This is a genomic window from Mesoflavibacter sp. CH_XMU1422-2 (assembly GCF_037029245.1).
In the GTDB taxonomy this organism is placed as follows: Bacteria; Bacteroidota; Bacteroidia; order Flavobacteriales; family Flavobacteriaceae; genus Mesoflavibacter; species Mesoflavibacter zeaxanthinifaciens.
In genome coordinates this window covers 41,109-57,372 of the sequence record NZ_JAYMEE010000062.1, presented here as the reverse complement: position 1 = coordinate 57,372, position 16,264 = coordinate 41,109, and the positions used below count along the sequence as shown (strand labels likewise).

General features: G+C 30.3%; 20 protein-coding genes. 10 read left to right on the top strand and 10 right to left on the bottom strand.

Features of this window, described 5'->3' with window-relative positions:
* Positions 1-3 precede the first annotated feature (3 nt).
* The 4 genes from WA340_RS09570 to WA340_RS09555 all read right to left on the bottom strand — a co-directional run bounded on the left by WA340_RS09570 (position 4) and on the right by WA340_RS09555 (position 2,649).
* Positions 4-330 carry a DNA-directed RNA polymerase subunit omega gene (locus WA340_RS09570; protein ID WP_027878752.1) on the bottom strand — a complete coding sequence of 109 codons (327 nt, stop codon included), beginning with the start codon at positions 328-330 and terminating at the stop codon, positions 4-6.
* A gap of 4 nt (positions 331-334) precedes the next feature.
* Positions 335-1,135, bottom strand: a complete 801-nt coding sequence (locus tag WA340_RS09565) for an outer membrane protein assembly factor BamD (RefSeq protein ID WP_336128735.1) — start codon at positions 1,133-1,135, stop codon at positions 335-337.
* Between the two features lie 108 nt (positions 1,136-1,243).
* A complete protein-coding gene (gene dapA / locus WA340_RS09560) occupies positions 1,244-2,131 on the bottom strand; it encodes a 4-hydroxy-tetrahydrodipicolinate synthase (RefSeq protein WP_336128734.1) in 888 nt (295 codons plus the stop codon).
* Positions 2,132-2,133: 2 nt separating this feature from the next.
* On the bottom strand, positions 2,134-2,649 hold the full coding sequence (locus WA340_RS09555) for a DUF6913 domain-containing protein (protein WP_336128733.1): 516 nt from the start codon (positions 2,647-2,649) through the stop codon (positions 2,134-2,136).
* A 71-nt stretch (positions 2,650-2,720) separates the two neighbouring features.
* Here WA340_RS09555 and WA340_RS09550 point away from each other — a divergent pair, with 71 nt between their 5' ends.
* Together WA340_RS09550 and WA340_RS09545 are read left to right on the top strand one after the other, a co-directional pair.
* Entirely contained in the window at positions 2,721-3,476 is a 756-nt protein-coding gene (locus WA340_RS09550; RefSeq protein WP_336128731.1) for a 5'-nucleotidase, read from the top strand.
* 2 nt (positions 3,477-3,478) lie between these two features.
* Positions 3,479-4,396: a bifunctional metallophosphatase/5'-nucleotidase gene (locus WA340_RS09545; protein ID WP_336128729.1), complete on the top strand. Its 918-nt coding sequence runs from the start codon at positions 3,479-3,481 to the stop codon at positions 4,394-4,396.
* Here WA340_RS09545 and WA340_RS09540 read toward each other — a convergent pair.
* From WA340_RS09540 to WA340_RS09525, 4 genes are all read right to left on the bottom strand, one after another.
* Positions 4,386-5,102: a hypothetical protein gene (locus WA340_RS09540; protein ID WP_336128727.1), complete on the bottom strand. Its 717-nt coding sequence runs from the start codon at positions 5,100-5,102 to the stop codon at positions 4,386-4,388. The two genes, WA340_RS09545 and WA340_RS09540, sit on opposite strands and share 11 nt — an antisense overlap.
* A gap of 253 nt (positions 5,103-5,355) precedes the next feature.
* Entirely contained in the window at positions 5,356-7,350 is a 1,995-nt protein-coding gene (gene ligA / locus WA340_RS09535) for an NAD-dependent DNA ligase LigA (RefSeq protein ID WP_336128725.1), read from the bottom strand.
* Positions 7,351-7,368: 18 nt separating this feature from the next.
* Positions 7,369-8,256 carry a peptide chain release factor N(5)-glutamine methyltransferase gene (gene prmC / locus WA340_RS09530; RefSeq protein ID WP_336128722.1) on the bottom strand — a complete coding sequence of 296 codons (888 nt, stop codon included), beginning with the start codon at positions 8,254-8,256 and terminating at the stop codon, positions 7,369-7,371.
* 7 nt (positions 8,257-8,263) lie between these two features.
* On the bottom strand, positions 8,264-8,755 hold the full coding sequence (locus tag WA340_RS09525) for a GNAT family N-acetyltransferase (protein WP_336128720.1): 492 nt from the start codon (positions 8,753-8,755) through the stop codon (positions 8,264-8,266).
* Between the two features lie 65 nt (positions 8,756-8,820).
* Here WA340_RS09525 and WA340_RS09520 point away from each other — a divergent pair, with 65 nt between their 5' ends.
* From WA340_RS09520 to WA340_RS09500, 5 genes are read left to right on the top strand one after another with little or no spacing between them, the layout of a single operon-like run.
* Complete coding sequence (locus tag WA340_RS09520; protein ID WP_304144725.1) at positions 8,821-9,276, top strand: hypothetical protein; 456 nt, start codon at positions 8,821-8,823, stop codon at positions 9,274-9,276.
* A gap of 1 nt (position 9,277) precedes the next feature.
* Entirely contained in the window at positions 9,278-10,267 is a 990-nt protein-coding gene (ribD, locus tag WA340_RS09515) for a bifunctional diaminohydroxyphosphoribosylaminopyrimidine deaminase/5-amino-6-(5-phosphoribosylamino)uracil reductase RibD (protein WP_336128718.1), read from the top strand.
* Positions 10,268-10,879 (top strand): HAD-IA family hydrolase, encoded by a 612-nt coding sequence (locus tag WA340_RS09510; protein WP_336128716.1) that lies wholly within the window; start codon positions 10,268-10,270, stop codon positions 10,877-10,879.
* Positions 10,879-11,742: an EamA family transporter gene (locus WA340_RS09505; RefSeq protein ID WP_336128714.1), complete on the top strand. Its 864-nt coding sequence runs from the start codon at positions 10,879-10,881 to the stop codon at positions 11,740-11,742. The genes WA340_RS09510 and WA340_RS09505 overlap by 1 nt, the downstream gene beginning before the upstream one ends.
* 3 nt (positions 11,743-11,745) lie before the next feature.
* Entirely contained in the window at positions 11,746-12,363 is a 618-nt protein-coding gene (locus WA340_RS09500; RefSeq protein WP_027878738.1) for an IMPACT family protein, read from the top strand.
* Here WA340_RS09500 and WA340_RS09495 read toward each other — a convergent pair.
* The gene (locus WA340_RS09495) at positions 12,360-12,764 is read right to left on the bottom strand and encodes an acyl-CoA thioesterase (RefSeq protein WP_442920770.1); all 405 of its coding nucleotides are present in this window, start codon (positions 12,762-12,764) and stop codon (positions 12,360-12,362) included. The genes WA340_RS09500 and WA340_RS09495 overlap by 4 nt on opposite strands.
* A gap of 186 nt (positions 12,765-12,950) precedes the next feature.
* On the opposite strand from WA340_RS09495, the gene dnaA reads away from it, so the two are divergent.
* The 3 genes from dnaA to WA340_RS09480 are packed head-to-tail and all read left to right on the top strand — an operon-like array spanning position 12,951 to position 15,578.
* Entirely contained in the window at positions 12,951-14,378 is a 1,428-nt protein-coding gene (gene dnaA, locus WA340_RS09490) for a chromosomal replication initiator protein DnaA (RefSeq protein WP_336128710.1), read from the top strand.
* Between the two features lie 12 nt (positions 14,379-14,390).
* On the top strand, positions 14,391-14,849 hold the full coding sequence (locus WA340_RS09485; RefSeq protein WP_336128709.1) for a low molecular weight protein-tyrosine-phosphatase: 459 nt from the start codon (positions 14,391-14,393) through the stop codon (positions 14,847-14,849).
* 18 nt (positions 14,850-14,867) lie between these two features.
* Positions 14,868-15,578 carry an SAM-dependent methyltransferase gene (locus WA340_RS09480; RefSeq protein WP_336128708.1) on the top strand — a complete coding sequence of 237 codons (711 nt, stop codon included), beginning with the start codon at positions 14,868-14,870 and terminating at the stop codon, positions 15,576-15,578.
* Positions 15,579-15,583: 5 nt separating this feature from the next.
* Here WA340_RS09480 and WA340_RS09475 read toward each other — a convergent pair whose 3' ends face one another.
* Positions 15,584-16,234 carry a peptidoglycan-binding protein LysM gene (locus WA340_RS09475; protein WP_336128707.1) on the bottom strand — a complete coding sequence of 217 codons (651 nt, stop codon included), beginning with the start codon at positions 16,232-16,234 and terminating at the stop codon, positions 15,584-15,586.
* Positions 16,235-16,264: the final 30 nt, after the last annotated feature.

The following is a 16,264-nucleotide window of genomic DNA, read 5'->3' as shown; positions in this document are numbered from 1 at the left end:
TTATTATTTGTTGTCTTCTTCTGTATTACGGTAGTAGATTTTTTCGTCTAACCACTCTTTTACCGCTAAAGCATGTGGCTTTGGTAATTTTTCGTAGAATTTAGAAACTTCAATTTGCTCTTTGTTTTCAAAGATTTCTTCTAAGCTATCATTGTAAGTAGCAAACTCTTCTAACTTCTCTATTAATTCTTTTTTGATTTCAGAATTAATTTGCTCAGCTCTTCTTGATATAATAGAAATCGCTTCGTAGATGTTATTTGTTTGAGCATCTACTTCATTTCTGTTGTACGTTACTGTAGATGCGGGAGCATCGATTTTTTTTAAATCCATAATATTAGCTATTTGTACTATATTGTTCTAATTGTTTAATAATGTCTTCGTTCATTTTATCTGCATCTTCAATAAACTCAGACTGTGCGTATAATATTTTGAAAGCATTATAATAAGTTAATGCTTTTTCTAAACGTTCTTGTTTTTTATCTTCAATACTTTTTATTGCTAATTGATAAGCAGAATCAAACCTATAAAACAATGCTTTTTCGCGTAAGCTTGACCCAGGAAAATCTACTATAAAGTTATCAAAAGATTTTATCGAAGCTTTGTAATCTGTTATATGATTATATTGCTTTGCAGTACTATAGGCTTTTAACTCTAATTTGTATTGTAAATCTTTTACAGTTTGATTAATCTCTGGCATATAGCTAGAGTTTGGGTATAAATTAGCAAATAATTGCAATTTTTCTAATGCGTGTTTTGTTTCGTGTTGATCTTTAGAATATACAGGTGACAATGCTGCATAACTAATTGCACTTTTATAATAGGCTTCTTCTAACTTTTCGCTTCTTGGATATGCGGTTACAAATCTTTCAAATTGATAACCTGCTAAATAATGCTCTCCTGTTTCATAAAAAGTATTTGCATATAGATACATTAACTTTTCTGCCTGAGGTTTACCTCTGTAAGAAGGCACAATTTGAGTAAATAAACGGTTGGCTTTGTTATACTTACCTTCGTTATACAATTGTTCTCCTAACTGAAACTTTGCAGCTGTATCTTCAGATTTTAAAACCTTTTGAAATTCACCACAAGAACTTAATAAAACAGATGCGACTAAAATGTAAAATAAATGCTTCATAAAATTTTAACGAAGCGCAAAAATACGCTATTTAAATGGATTTTAAAAATATAATTTAAACGCTAAAGTAATCGTTAGATTATAGTTTAAAATAGGTTTAAGCATTATTTAACTTTTATAAAAAGCTGAAACAAAACTTTCTATATTGTTTTTTAATTCTGAAGATGCTTCTACTAAAGGCAACCTTACTTTATCAGAGCATAAGTCTAGAGTTTTTAAAACTGCTTTGATACCTGCTGGATTGTTTTCAGAGAAAATTAAACCAACAATTTCCATTAATTTATAGTGAATATTATAAGCATCTTTTGCTTTACCTTCTAATCCTAATTGTATCATTTTTGAAAATTCCTTTGGAAATGCTTGACCAATAACCGAAATCACTCCTGCTCCACCTGCTAAAACAACACCTAAAGCTAAATCGTCATCGCCTGAAATTATAGAGAAATCTTCTGGTTTATCTCTTAATAATTCATAATACTGCTGTAGGTTATTACCAGCTTCTTTTACTGCTACTATATTTTCAAAATCATTAGCTAATCTTAAAACTGTTGCTGGATCCATATTTTTTGAGGTACGACCAGGTACATTGTATAATATAATTGGTACTGGACAAGCTTCTGCAATTGCTTTAAAATGCTGATACATGCCTTCTTGTGTTGGCTTTGAGTAATATGGAGAGACTGATAAAATACCAGCAAAATCTGACAAATCTGTTGCGTTTATCTCTTCAATAACTGCTGCTGTGTTGTTACCTCCAATACCTAAAACTAGTGGTAATCTGTTAGCATTAGCTTCTTTTACAGTTTTTATAATCTCCTTTTTTTCTTGTTTGGTAATTGTAACACTTTCTCCTGTTGTACCACTAATTACTATGTAATTTGTACCGTTTTCTACGTTAAAATTTACAATCTTTTTTAATGCTTCATGGTCTACCGAACCATCTTGGTTATATGGTGTCACAATTGCAATTCCTGTTCCTAAAAAAGGGTTATTCATAACTATAGTTTATTTAAAATGCGTAAATATTTTACCAACTCGTTTTCAAAAGTTGACGTGTCTTTTATATCTGTTTTTATGACTAAATCATTAACATTTGTTTCTTCTACAAGACCTACTTTAAACTTTGCTTCACTTGTTGCTGTAGCAAAAATTAAAGGAAGTTTATCTGAAGTATAATAACTAATTAACAAGTCATTTTTTTTATTTAGAAATGATTTTAAAGTTTCGGTTTTTACGTTTCCTTTCCAACCTAAATCTTTTCTAGAAAATGTATTTGGATAAATACTTTCTGTTTTAGATTTTGGATTTGTTAGAGCTAATATTTCGAAGTTTTCTTTTTTTACTTTTAAAACTTCTGATAATTTATTAATCCAATCAAGGTCTAAAAATTCAGAATCGTCTACTATAAACCCTACTGTTTTGATAATATTACTGTTAGAAACCATTACTCGATTTTTAACACATTTATCAATATGGTTTTTATTAGATTTTTCTTTTAAACCTTTTAAAATCATTTATCTTTATTGCTTTGATGCAAATGTAGTAATTGTATCATGAATTTAACTTGAAATTTTTCAACATTATTATGCAAAAAAATTCCTTTCTAATATTAGCAATTATATGTCTTTTATTTTCTTGTAAACAAGAAAATAATTTAAGTAAAATTGAAGGTAAACAAATCCCTGTGTCAGACAGTATTGCTTTAGATACAGAAATTGATGATTTTATAAAACCTTTTAGAGACAACCTTGAAAAAGACATGAGCAAAGTGTTGTCTTACGCACCAAAAACTTACCACAAAAAAGATGGAAATTTCAATACTGCAATTGGTAATTTGATGGCGCATATTGTTTTAGAAGAAGGTAATACTATTTTTAATAAAAGAACAGGAAAAAACATTGACATGGTTTTACTAAATCATGGCGGAATTAGAGCTGCTATTAATAAAGGAAATATTACTACAGAAACAGCTTATCAGGTCATGCCTTTTGAAAACAGTATAGTTGTGGTAGCTTTAAAAGGAAAACAAATTGACAGCTTAGTTTACTATCTAAGCACAGCAAAAAAAGCGCATCCTATTGAAGGCTTAAAATTAACCATAGATAAAAATTATAATATAGTTGAAGCTTTAATTAATAAAGAAAAAATAGATAGTAATAAAACTTATTATGTAGCCACTAATGATTATTTATACAATGGTGGTGATAATATGAAGTTTTTTAAAACCAATGACACTGTCTACACTTTAGACTATAAAATAAGAAACGCAATGATTGACTACTTTAAAAAAGTAGACACTATTAATCCAAAATTAGACGATAGATTTACCCAAATACAATAAGCATGAAACGTAGAGATTTTATACAACAAGCAACAGCAGCGACAGCACTTGCAACTATTGGAGGATATGGATTTTCTTCGTTTGCAGCAGGTTCTTCTACTAAAAAAATTACAGTATTACATACTAATGATGTGCATAGTCATATAGATCCTTTTGGACCTGATGATAGTCGTAACGCAAACCAAGGTGGTGTTGCTAGACGTGCCACACTAATTGAAAGTATTAGGAAAGAAAACCCAAATACTTTACTTCTTGATGCAGGAGATATTTTTCAAGGAACACCTTACTTTAATTATTATGGAGGCGAATTAGAATTTAAACTAATGAGCAAACTTAAATATGATGCTGCAACTATTGGTAATCATGATTTTGATAATGGTATTGACGGACTTTATGCGCAACTACCACATGCAAATTTTCAGTTTTTAAGTGCTAATTATGACTTTTCAAACACTGTAATGGATACTCATGTTAAACCATACCAAGTGTTTATTAAAGACGGTATTAAAATTGGTGTTTTTGGTATTGGTATTAAATTGGACGGTTTAGTAGATAAAAAAATGTACAAAGAAACAGTGTACTTAGACCCTATTGAAACGTCTCAAGAAATGACTAGAATACTTAAAGACCAAGAACAATGCGATCTTATTATCTGCTTATCGCATTTAGGTTACCATTATAGCAAATCTCCAGAAAAAATTAGCGATTTAAACCTAGCAAAATCAACTAAAAACATAGACTTAATTATTGGTGGTCATACACACACGTTTTTACCAAAACCAACTGTTGCAAAAAATTTAGAAGGCAAAAATGTACTTGTAAACCAGGTAGGTTGTTACGGCATTAACTTAGGCAAAATAGACTTTTATTTTGATGCAGGCAAGAGTAAATCTGCTAACGGCACATCTATTATTGTTTAATTAACTGTCTTCTTTTTACGTCAATTAATGTATAATAATAAATAAGCCCAAAACCAATAGCCATAAGTATTAAATATATCATTTTTAGGAAAATTTCTGCTGTAATAAATACATAAGCTACTTGAATCATTTCTGAAAAAACAATACAAACACAAGCCAAAAACAATAATAAAGATTGTTTATTTAAATTATGAAGGTAATACATTAAAGATGTTGACAACATCAATAAAATAAGCACATTATACATAACTTCTACATAGAAAATAAATGTATTAACCTCTAATGTTTCATCTTGAAGAATCATTTCATTTAATGTATATAAAATATACAAATTAAATGCTACAAGAATAATTAAATGAAACTTAAAATACTTTACTAGCTTTTTAAATTTAATACCCTTAATAAATAAAATTATTAAACTGGAGTAAGCTAACATAACAAAAACGTAAGATGTGTAATAATAAATTACTTCTGAAGTTATAAACCAAAGTTTTAATATTTCTGAAATTGCAAAACCTGATAAAAAAACAATAAATAAAATGCTTTTTTTACCTTTAAATGAAGTATAAAAAAAGATAAGCGTAGGCAATATTAATACCCAAGCAATTTCTGACAGAATATTATTCTGGAATAAACTACCAAATAATGATATTACAACCAAAATAACTAACACAAAAGTTACTGTTTTGTATTTGTTTAACTTCATTAATTACACATTTGAAAAACAAATATATCATTAACAAACACTTTAACCAAACAATTGTGCGTTTTATCGAAATACACGAACGTTAATGCGATTAAATTTTATTAATAATAATCATATTTTAGCAACAAAAAACTAAAAATAAAGACCAAAAAAACAAAAAAACTAAATAAAAATGAATAAAAACAAAAAAATATAAGAATATAATAATTTTACGGTTTTTACCACAATTGTATTTTCCTGAGGAAAATTCCTATTATTTAATCATTAATAAAAAGTCTTCCTCACTAATAATCTCTACACCTATTTTTTCGGCTTTTTCCTTTTTACTTGGTCCCATTTTATCGCCTGCAACTACATAATTTGTTTTAGATGAAATTGATGAAGATACTTTACCTCCATTATCTTCAATAAGCTTTTTAAGTTCTGTTCTTGACACTTGATAAAACACACCTGAAACGACAAAGATATTCCCTTCCAACTTATTGGATTGATTGGCTAATTTTTCTGCTGAAATTTCTAACTGAACTCCATAAGATTTTAATCGACTAATGATTTTCTGATTTTCTTCATTTGAAAAGAAATCGACGACACTTTCTGCTATTTTGGTTCCAATTTCATCTACATTTACCAATTCTTCAACACTTGCATTTTGTAAAGCGTCAATAGATTTGTAATGTTTTGCTAGTTTTTTAGCAACAGTTTCACCTACAAATCTAATACCGATTGCAAACAATACACGCTCAAACGGAATTTGCTTTGAAGCCTCAATACCTGCAATTAAATTATCGGCACTTTTTTCTGCCATTCGCTCTAACGGAAGAATGTCTTCTTTAGTTAATTCATATAAATCTGCAAAGTTATTGATCAATCCTGCATTAACAAAAAGCGCAACGGTTTCTCCGCCTAAACCTTCAATATCCATTGCTTTTCTTGAAATAAAATGCTGAATTCTACCAATAATCTGTGGTTTACAGCCATTATAATTTGGACAGTAATGTTTAGCTTCGCCTTCTATACGCTGTAAAGGTGTATTACATTCTGGACAATTAGTAATGTATTCTGTTGGTTTAGAATCTGCTGGTCGTTCTTCTAAATTAACCGCTATAATTTTAGGTATAATTTCGCCTCCTTTTTCTACATAAACTGTATCTCCTACTCTAATATCTAGTTTTTCAATTTGATCTGCGTTATGTAAAGACGCGCGTTTTACAATGGTTCCTGCTAATTCAACTGGCTCTAAATTTGCTACAGGCGTAATGGCGCCAGTACGACCAACTTGATAAGTAATTTCATTTAAAACAGTACTTACTTGCTCGGCTTTAAACTTATACGCCATCGCCCAACGTGGCGCTTTTGCAGTAAAACCTAACTCTTCTTGTTGGTATAAACTATTGACTTTTACGACTACACCATCAGTCTCATAAGGCAAATCGTGTCTGGCGTGATCCCAATGGTTTATAAATTCAAAAACTTCATCTATTGTATTGCATAATTTAGATTCTTTTGGCACTTTAAAACCCATTTGTCTGGCGCGTTCTAAACTTTCAAATTGCGTTGTAAAATTGAAATTACTTCCAACCAAACCATATAATAAACAATCTAACGGTCGCTTTGCAACTTCGGCACTATCTTGTAGTTTTAAACTTCCAGATGCTGTGTTTCGCGGATTTCTATATGGTTCTTCTCCATTTGCAATGCGTTCTTCATTCATTTTGTTAAATCCTTCAAACGGAAGCACGATTTCACCTCTAATTTCAAATTGCTCAGGAAATGGTGGTTTTAATTGTAATGGTACTGAATTTATGGTTTTTACATTTGCTGTCACATCATCACCTTGCACACCATCGCCACGTGTAACAGCTTGTACTAACGCACCATTTTTATAAGTTAAGTTTATAGAAGCACCATCGTATTTAAGCTCGCAAGTGTATTGCACATCACCATCTACCAACTTTTTAATTCTAGTTTCCCAATCTTTTAAATCTTCTAAAGAATACGAATTATCCAAACTATACATTCTGTGTGCATGTACAACAGTTTTAAAGTTTTTAGTCACTTCGCCACCAACACGCAAGGTTGGTGAGTTTGCATCGTAAAACTCTGGATGCGCTGCTTCTAACGCTTGTAATTCTTTAAGTTTAATATCAAAATCGTAATCGCTAATCGTTGGATTATCAAGCACGTAGTAATTATAGTTATGCTGACGAAGCTCGTCACGTAGTTGGGTTATTTGCTGTTCTATATTCATTGGTTTGTCACTTGTTCTTTATTTTAGTACACCACAAATCATTCTATCCTTTCCAAAAAGATCTTGCTTTAACTGAATGTTTTTAAAGCCAAATTCTTCTAAAAGCGCCATCATTTCTTTTCCAAGATATTCATTTATTTCAAAATACAATTCGCCATTTGGTTTTAAATTTTTGGTCGCAAACTGTGTAATGGCTCTATAAAATATTAGCGGATTTTCATCTTCAACAAACAAAGCTAAATGTGGCTCGTGGTTAAGCACATTATCTTGCATTTGCTGTTTTTCTAATTGTCTAACGTATGGCGGATTGGAAACGATGATATCAAATTTGGTTGCTGAATCAAGTTCAGAATTACAGATTTTTAATATATCATTTTCAATAAAATTAATATCTACTTGGTTTAGTTGTGCATTTTTATTTGCCATTTCTAACGCTTTCGCAGAAACATCTATCGCAGAAACATTAGCATTTGGCAATTGTTTTGCTAAGCTAATAGCGATACAACCTGTTCCTGTACCAATATCTAAAATATTAAATTGATGATCACCTTTAACAAGCTCAAGTTGACCGTTAGTAGTTATATTAGATAAAATTAATTCAACCAATTCTTCAGTTTCTGGTCTTGGGATTAATGTGTTTTCATTAACATAAAATGGCAAACCATAAAATTCAGTTTGTCCAATAATATATTGTATTGGCTCATGATTTTTTAAGGCTTCTAAAGCACTTTCATATTTTAAAACACAGTCATCTTCAATAGTCAACTCTGTGTTTAAAGCTAAATCAATACGTTTAATAGCATTGTAATATTCTGTAAGCATAAAGAAAAAAGTTTGTACTTCTTCTTTACCGTAAATGGCATCTAAATGCTCATGAAATTTGTGTTTTAAATCTTTTAATTTCATCAAACTATTATAAATCTTTCAACATCCAAACTCCGCAATTAAAATGACCGGTATCACCTAAAGGTACATCTAAAAACTTAAAACCATTGGTTTCATAAATATGTATGGCTTCTTTAAGCTCTGGAATAGTTTCTAAATACGCGTTTTTAAAACCATAAGATTTAGCGGTTTCTAGGCATTTTAAAAATAGTTTTTTACCGTAACCTTTTCCGCGTAAGCGATTAGAAAAATACATTTTTTGGATTTCGCAAACCTCGTTTTGTGCGTTGTTAAGTGGTTTAAGTCCGCCGCCACCTTCAACTTTTCCATCTACAGTTACCACAAAGTACACTTCTTTATCACCTGCGTAAGATTCAAACATTTTTGGTGTTTCTGCATCTGCGTAAGCCGTACCAACTAAAGGCAAGTTGTACTCTATAAAAACTTCGCGAATTACAGCTTCCATTTGCTTATTGTCTTCTGGTTGGATTTCTCTTATTTCAATAGTCGAATTACTCACTTTAAAATGCTATTTTTACACAAATTTTTAGAGGTTGAAGATACAACAAACCTAATCACAGAACAATGAAGAAAGCGTTATTCTTATTAACAATATTAGCTTGTTTTTTTAACTGTACAGTTAACGAAACACCAGAATTTATTGGCGTAAACACTATTGAGGTTGAAGATTCTAATTCTAAGTTTATTACGCTTAAAGCGGAAGCAGAATTTTTAAATCCTAACGATATTGGCGGCACTTTAAAAACCGATGATCTTAAAGTAATTATTAATAACAACGAAATCTCGTCTGTAACTACCGAAAGTTTTGACGTGCCTGCTAAAGATAAATTTACCATTCCGTTACGCGCAAAAATTCCAACAGATAGTTTATTTAGTGATAAAAACTTAAGTAGTCTTTTTGGTAGCTTACTAACCAAAAACATGAAAGTACAGTACGTTGGTGATATTGATTATAAAATCATGGGATTTTCGCACAAATACCACGTAGATGTTATTGATAACGTAAAAATCAAACTATAATTTGAACGATCAATTTTACATACAACGCGCATTACAAGTTGCCAAAAACGGGTTAGGAACAACACGCCCAAACCCAATGGTTGGCTGTGTTATTGTGGTTGACGACAAAATAATTGCCGAAGGTTTTACTAGCACTTACGGCGGTAATCACGCCGAAGTAAATGCTATTAATAAAGTAGCCGATAAAAATTTACTACAAAAAGCAACACTTTATGTAACCTTAGAACCTTGCAGTCATTACGGAAAAACGCCACCTTGTAGCGATTTAATTATTCATCATAAAATCCCAAATGTTGTTATTGGTTGCGTAGATGATAATCCAGAGGTTGCAGGAAAAGGCATTAAAAAATTAATGGAAGCTGGTTGCAAAGTTAAAGTTGGTATTTGTGAAGAAGATTGCAAAGCGCATCACAAACGTTTTTTTACATTTCATAATAAAAAACGACCTTATATTATTTTAAAATGGGCAGAAACCGAAGATGGTTTTATCGCACCAAATCAAAGGGACAAACAAGCACCAGTTTGGATTACCAATACATTTTCTAGGCAATTAGTGCACAAATGGCGCGCCGAAGAACAAGCTATTTTGGTTGGCACAAACACAGTTTTACAAGACAATCCTACATTAACGGTAAGAGATTGGACTGGCAAAAATCCAACACGAATTGTATTAGATAAAAACGATAGTATAGATCAAACTTTTTCAGTTTTTAATGCTGAAGCTGAAACTTTAACCTTTAAAGACACAACTGCTAAAGCTATTTGCGAACAGTTATTTAAAGCTGAAATAAATTCAGTAATTATTGAAGGTGGCGCAAAAACATTACAACTGTTTATTGATGAAAACCTTTGGGACGAAGCACGAATTTTTAAAGGAAAAACAACATTTAAATCTGGTGTAAAAGCACCAAAATTTAATGGTCAACTTATGGAAATGTCTCACATTTTAGAAGACACGTTGTCTATTTACAAAAACGAAAACAATAAATAAATGATTAAAACCATCATATTTGATTTTGGAGACGTATTTATCAATTTAGATAAAGAAGGTGCTTTAAAATTAGCTTTAGAAAAATTTGAAATTACAGAATTAGACGAAGAACTTCAATCTATAAACGCTTTGTATGAGCAAGGTTTAATTTCTACAGACGAGTTTTTAGACTTTTACGCTGATAACTTTCCTAAATTGAATAAAGAAGAATTAAAATCTATTTGGAATTACATTATTAAAGATTTTCCAGAACATAGATTACAGTTTATCAAACAATTAGCAAAGGATAACAATCATCAATTAATATTATTAAGCAATACTAACGAGCTTCATATAGATTACATTAAAAAGAATGTGTCTTTTTATGAAGACTTTAAAAATTGCTTTGACCAATTTTATCTGTCTCACGAAATTAATTTAAGAAAACCCAATGCGGATATTTTCAATTTTGTATTAACTGAAAATAAACTGAATGCAGAAGAATGTCTTTTTATTGACGACACTTTAGAAAACACACAAACTGCACAACAATTAGGAATTAATGTTTGGAACAACAATCCTGCTACCGAAGATATTGTTGATATTTTTACAATTAAAAATGAGTTGTTTTAATGTATTTACTGCTTAGCATACTAGCTTCAACATTAATATTTATCATTTTTACTTTAGTTGGTAAGTATAAAATAAATACGCTGCAAACTATTGTATTTAATTACTTTACTGCATTTAGCTTAGGTGTGATTAGTTACAGTCAGCCAATACATACTCAAGACATTATCCAATCCAAATGGTTTTATGGTGCAATTGGTTTAGGTGTTTTATTTATTTCAATTTTTAACGTTATGGCATTAACTGCGCAACGTAACGGGATTTCGGTTGCGTCTGTTGCTAGTAAAATGAGTGTGATCATTCCCATAATATTTGGACTTTTTGCTTATAATGAAAGTTTAGGTTTACAAAAAGCTATTGGTATATTATTAGCTTTAGTTGCTGTGTATTTAGCGTCGGTTAAAAAACGTACCGAAACTGGTTTTTCATTAAAAGGACTTTGGCTTCCGTTATTGTTATTTTTTGGTTCTGGCGTTATTGATACATCCATAAAATATATCGAAACTAATTTTATTCCAGATGGCGATATTCCAATATTTTCGGCATGTATATTTATGATGGCTGGATTAATTGGTGTTGGCTTTATTTCCGCGAAAGCGATACAAAAACAATTTACTTTTGACAAAAAAGCAATACTTTCTGGATTTATTTTAGGTATAGTAAACTACTACTCTATTTACATGTTATTAAAGGCTTTAGATGCCGAAAATTTTGAAAGTTCGACTATTTTCACTGTTAATAATGTAGCTATTGTAATGCTTTCAACCTTAGTTGGATTGCTATTTTTTAAAGAGAAATTATCTACAAAAAACTGGTCAGGAATTGCTATTGCAATTATATCTATTATATTAGTGACTTTAGCTTAATTTATGGAAAACGATACTTACAAAACCATTGTGAAACCAAATGACGAAGTACTTTTTAAAGACAAAAACTCTAAATTTTTTGGGTATGCATTTCCTGTAAAAAATGAAGATGAAGTTAAAGCACACATCGAAAATCTAAAAAAGCAACATCATAGCGCCAGACATTGGTGCTATGCCTACCAGATTGGATTTGAAGAGCCTAATTTAATATATCGCGCTAATGATGATGGAGAACCAAATAATAGTGCAGGAATGCCAATTTATGGTCAAATCCAATCTTTTGAAGTTACCAATGTACTAATTGTAGTTGTTAGATATTTTGGTGGTGTAAAATTAGGTGTTGGCGGGTTAATAAACGCTTATAAAACCACAGCACAAATGGCATTAGAGACTTGTAAAATAGTGACTAAAACCATAAATGTAGATTTTGTAATCACATTTGATTATAAAAACATGAATAAGGTGATGCGTGTTATTAAAGAGAAAAATCTAAATATTACCAACCAGAAATTAGAATTAGATTGCCAAATTACTATTTCAGTAAGAAAAAAAGATGCTAGTACGATAGCATCTATTTTTGAAAATATTTATGAAGTAGAAATTAAAGAATTAGACAACTAATTTTTTAATGCTTCTAAAAAATATTTAGGCGGACGCGTAGGTCTTTTAGTTTTCATATCCATAAATGCCAAAACAACTTCTGCAGTACATAATAATTCGTCATTTTGATTGGTTAATATATAGTCAAAATTAACTAAAGCTGTTGGTTGTTTTTTAAGCTGAGTTTTGACTTTAATTACATCATCATAAAATGCTGATTTTTTAAAATTTATGGATAAAGAAACAACAGGTAAACCTATACCATTTTCTTCCATGCTTTTGTAAGAAATCCCTAATTTACGCAACCATTCAATCCTTGCCATCTCTAGATATAACGCGTAATTAGCGTGATGCACAACTCCCATTTGATCGGTTTCTGCATATCTTACTCTTATTTCAATTTCATCTGGTTTTATAGCCATTTAATCAATATTTTTTTGTAGTTTAGAAATCTGGTTTAACATGAGAAAAAAAAACTAGAAATTCAATACTGTTTCATTTTTTTTTTTAGAATTTTGTTCACATATTTGTCCAGCTGTAAATCTAAAGGCTTTTCTCTAACTCTTAAGGTCTTTTTTTAACTAACAAAAACAACGTTTAATAGTATTATGAGTGTAACTGCGCAATCGTTATGGAATAACTGTCTACAATTTATAAAAGATAATATCCAACCTCAAGCATACAAAACTTGGTTTGAACCTATAGTCGCAGTTAAACTAACTGATAATGCTTTAAGTATTCAGGTACCTAGTAAATTTTTCTACGAGTGGCTTGAGGAGCATTATGTTAAGTTACTAAAAGTAGCGCTTACCAAAGAACTAGGAGAAACAGCTAAGTTGGTTTACATTATAAAAATGGAAAACACCTACGGTAACAAACAACCTTTTACAGAAAAAATACCTAGTACAAATAGAAGTGCTGTAAAATCTCAAGATGTTGATGTACCGTTAAACAATAAAAATCCAGAGTTAAAAAACCCATTTGTAATTCCTGGTATTAGAAACGTTAAGATAGAATCTCAGCTTAATCCTAATTACAATTTTGATAACTTTTTAGAAGGTGACTCTAATCGTTTAGCAAGAAGTGCAGGATTAGCTGTATCTGCAAAACCAGGAGGTACATCTTTTAATCCTCTTTTAATTTTTGGAGGTGTTGGGTTAGGTAAAACTCACCTTGCTCACGCTATTGGTGTTGATATTAAAGACAAGTATCCGGAAAAAACTGTTTTATATATTTCAGCTGAAAAATTCACACAACAATACATAGATTCTGTAAAGAAAAATAACAGAAATGATTTTATACATTTTTACCAATTGGTAGACGTGTTAATTATTGATGATGTACAATTCTTATCAGGAAAATCGGGGACGCAAGATGTATTCTTCCATATATTTAATCATTTACATCAAAACGGAAAGCAAGTTATTTTAACAAGTGACAAAGCGCCTGTAGATATGCAAGATATTGAACAACGTTTATTATCTCGTTTTAAATGGGGATTATCTGCTGAGTTACAAACACCTGATTTTGAAACTAGAGTTTCAATCTTAAAGAATAAATTGTACAGAGATGGTGTTGAAATGCCTGACGATATTGTAGAATATATTGCAAAAAATATAAAAACCAATATTAGAGAACTTGAAGGAGCTATAATCTCTTTAATTGCTCAATCTTCTTTCAACAAAAAGGAAGTAAATATCGATTTAGCTAAACAAGTTGTAGAAAAGTTTGTAAAGAACACAAAACGCGAAGTATCAATAGATTACATACAAAAAATAGTATCAGATTACTTCCAAATGGATGTAGACACTTTACAATCTAAAACAAGAAAACGCCATATTGTACAAGCTAGACAATTGGCTATGTTCTTTGCAAAAAAGTTTACTAAAGCCTCTTTAGCAAGTATTGGTTCTCAAATAGGAAAGCGCGATCATGCTACAGTATTACACGCTTGTAAAACAGTAGACAACTTATCATCTACAGACAAGCAATTTAGAAAATACGTAGAGGATTTAACTAAAAAGCTTTCGGTATAATTTACAATTACCATGACTAAAATTTTAATGGTTTGCTTAGGAAACATTTGTCGTTCTCCTCTAGCTGAAGGTATCCTAAAATCAAAATTAGATTCTAATTTTATTGTAGAATCTGCTGGTACAGCAGCTTATCATGTTGGTAATAAACCAGATCCAAGGTCTATTGCTGTTGCAAGACAAAATGGATTAAATATCACTAACCAACGCGCAAGAAAATTTAACAAGGAAGATTTTGAAAACTTTGATATCATTTATGCAATGGATAACTCAAATTATCAAAATATAATTGCGCTAGCAGAAAATGATCAACAAAAAGATAAAGTTAAATTGATTTTAAATGAAAGTTTTCCTGATAAAAACTTAGATGTACCAGACCCTTATTATGGTGGTGAAAAAGGTTTTGAAAATGTTTATAATATGCTAGATAATGCTTGTGAAATTATTGCAAAACGAATAAATACATCATCATAATTTGTTACTTTTAGAGTTATGAATAAAGGACAAATCTATTTAATTCCGAATACATTAGGAGAAAACAACCCTTTTGATGTATTACCAGCACAAGTAAAAACAATAATTGATAGTATAGATACTTTTATTGTAGAAAACTCTAAAGCAGCTAGAAAATTTATAAAAAGTATTTCTCCAGAAAAATCGCAACCTAGTTTAACGCTTTTCGAATTAAATAAACATACACAACCTGAAGATTTACCTAACTTTATAAAACCTTGTTTAGAAGGAAAAACTATTGGTTTATTATCGGATGCTGGTTGTCCAGGTATTGCAGATCCAGGTGCAGATATTGTAAAATTAGCGCATCAAAATAATATAAAAGTTGTTCCTTTAGTTGGTCCATCTTCTATTCTACTCGCTATGATGGCTTCTGGTATGAATGGACAATCTTTCGCCTTTAATGGTTATCTGCCTATAGATAAAAATGAAAGAAAATCTGAAATAAAAAGATTAGAACGCATTAGCAAAGATTACAATCAATCTCAATCTTTTATAGAAACACCTTACAGAAATAATAAAATGTTAGAAGATCTTTGCAACACGTTAAGTAATGATTGTTTGATCTGTGTTGCTTGTGATATTACTTTGGATACAGAATTTATCAAAACACAAACTGCTAATCAATGGAAAAAAAATAGTGCTGACCTACATAAAAGACCAACACTATTTATAATTCATAAGGAATAATATTGTTAAGCTCTACTATGCTTAACTTTAACTTTTTTTAACGGTTTGATAGAAGAAGTATCGTACCCAGAAAACTTTTTCATGTAATATCTTACAGAAGTTCCAAACGCATCAGAAAATCCATTTTTACCATAGCTTCTTAAGTATTTTTTTACACTTCCTGGTCCTGCTAAATGTGCAGCAGCTAGTATACCTGATTCTGTAATTTCTACACCATTAATTTTTTTACCTACAAATCTTTTGATATCTCTACGCAAAACCCATTTGTTACGTTGTGCATTTGCTATAAATGCTTTTTCTTGTAACTCTGGTGTTTTTAGAAACATGTTAGAGTCATAAATACCAATTAATTTTAAAGTACTTTTTCCAAATTGGTATTTCCCTAAATATCCAAACTTATTGACTCTAAAGTAGTTGTTTTGAGATTCTTTAAAACCTAATGCCTCTTTAAATCCAGCAAAAGATTTTCCTAAGTGCGGAGTATATTGCTCTTTTACATCATAAAAAGCAATATCGCTAGATATTTCTGTGCTTTTTGTTGTTTGCTCTTCATCATTTATGATGATAGCTTCTTTATTATTGTTGTAAAATACAACTGCTAATAAAATTGATATTGTAAGTACTAGCGATAATAACTTTCCAATATTTTTTTTCATTGTTTTTGATTTATAACCAAATCTTAAAAT

Coding starts and splice junctions, on each gene's coding strand:
- ligA (WP_336128725.1), bottom strand. CDS start 7,350: ATGAATATAGAACAGCAAATAACCCAACTACGTGACGAGCTTCGTCAG.
- WA340_RS09545 (WP_336128729.1), top strand. CDS start 3,479: ATGAAACGTAGAGATTTTATACAACAAGCAACAGCAGCGACAGCACTT.
- WA340_RS09505 (WP_336128714.1), top strand. CDS start 10,879: ATGTATTTACTGCTTAGCATACTAGCTTCAACATTAATATTTATCATT.
- dnaA (WP_336128710.1), top strand. CDS start 12,951: ATGAGTGTAACTGCGCAATCGTTATGGAATAACTGTCTACAATTTATA.
- WA340_RS09565 (WP_336128735.1), bottom strand. CDS start 1,135: ATGAAGCATTTATTTTACATTTTAGTCGCATCTGTTTTATTAAGTTCT.
- WA340_RS09500 (WP_027878738.1), top strand. CDS start 11,746: ATGGAAAACGATACTTACAAAACCATTGTGAAACCAAATGACGAAGTA.
- dapA (WP_336128734.1), bottom strand. CDS start 2,131: ATGAATAACCCTTTTTTAGGAACAGGAATTGCAATTGTGACACCATAT.
- WA340_RS09480 (WP_336128708.1), top strand. CDS start 14,868: ATGAATAAAGGACAAATCTATTTAATTCCGAATACATTAGGAGAAAAC.
- prmC (WP_336128722.1), bottom strand. CDS start 8,256: ATGAAATTAAAAGATTTAAAACACAAATTTCATGAGCATTTAGATGCC.
- WA340_RS09510 (WP_336128716.1), top strand. CDS start 10,268: ATGATTAAAACCATCATATTTGATTTTGGAGACGTATTTATCAATTTA.
- WA340_RS09555 (WP_336128733.1), bottom strand. CDS start 2,649: ATGATTTTAAAAGGTTTAAAAGAAAAATCTAATAAAAACCATATTGAT.
- WA340_RS09540 (WP_336128727.1), bottom strand. CDS start 5,102: ATGAAGTTAAACAAATACAAAACAGTAACTTTTGTGTTAGTTATTTTG.
- WA340_RS09485 (WP_336128709.1), top strand. CDS start 14,391: ATGACTAAAATTTTAATGGTTTGCTTAGGAAACATTTGTCGTTCTCCT.
- WA340_RS09570 (WP_027878752.1), bottom strand. CDS start 330: ATGGATTTAAAAAAAATCGATGCTCCCGCATCTACAGTAACGTACAAC.
- WA340_RS09550 (WP_336128731.1), top strand. CDS start 2,721: ATGCAAAAAAATTCCTTTCTAATATTAGCAATTATATGTCTTTTATTT.
- WA340_RS09475 (WP_336128707.1), bottom strand. CDS start 16,234: ATGAAAAAAAATATTGGAAAGTTATTATCGCTAGTACTTACAATATCA.
- WA340_RS09520 (WP_304144725.1), top strand. CDS start 8,821: ATGAAGAAAGCGTTATTCTTATTAACAATATTAGCTTGTTTTTTTAAC.
- WA340_RS09495 (WP_442920770.1), bottom strand. CDS start 12,764: ATGGCTATAAAACCAGATGAAATTGAAATAAGAGTAAGATATGCAGAA.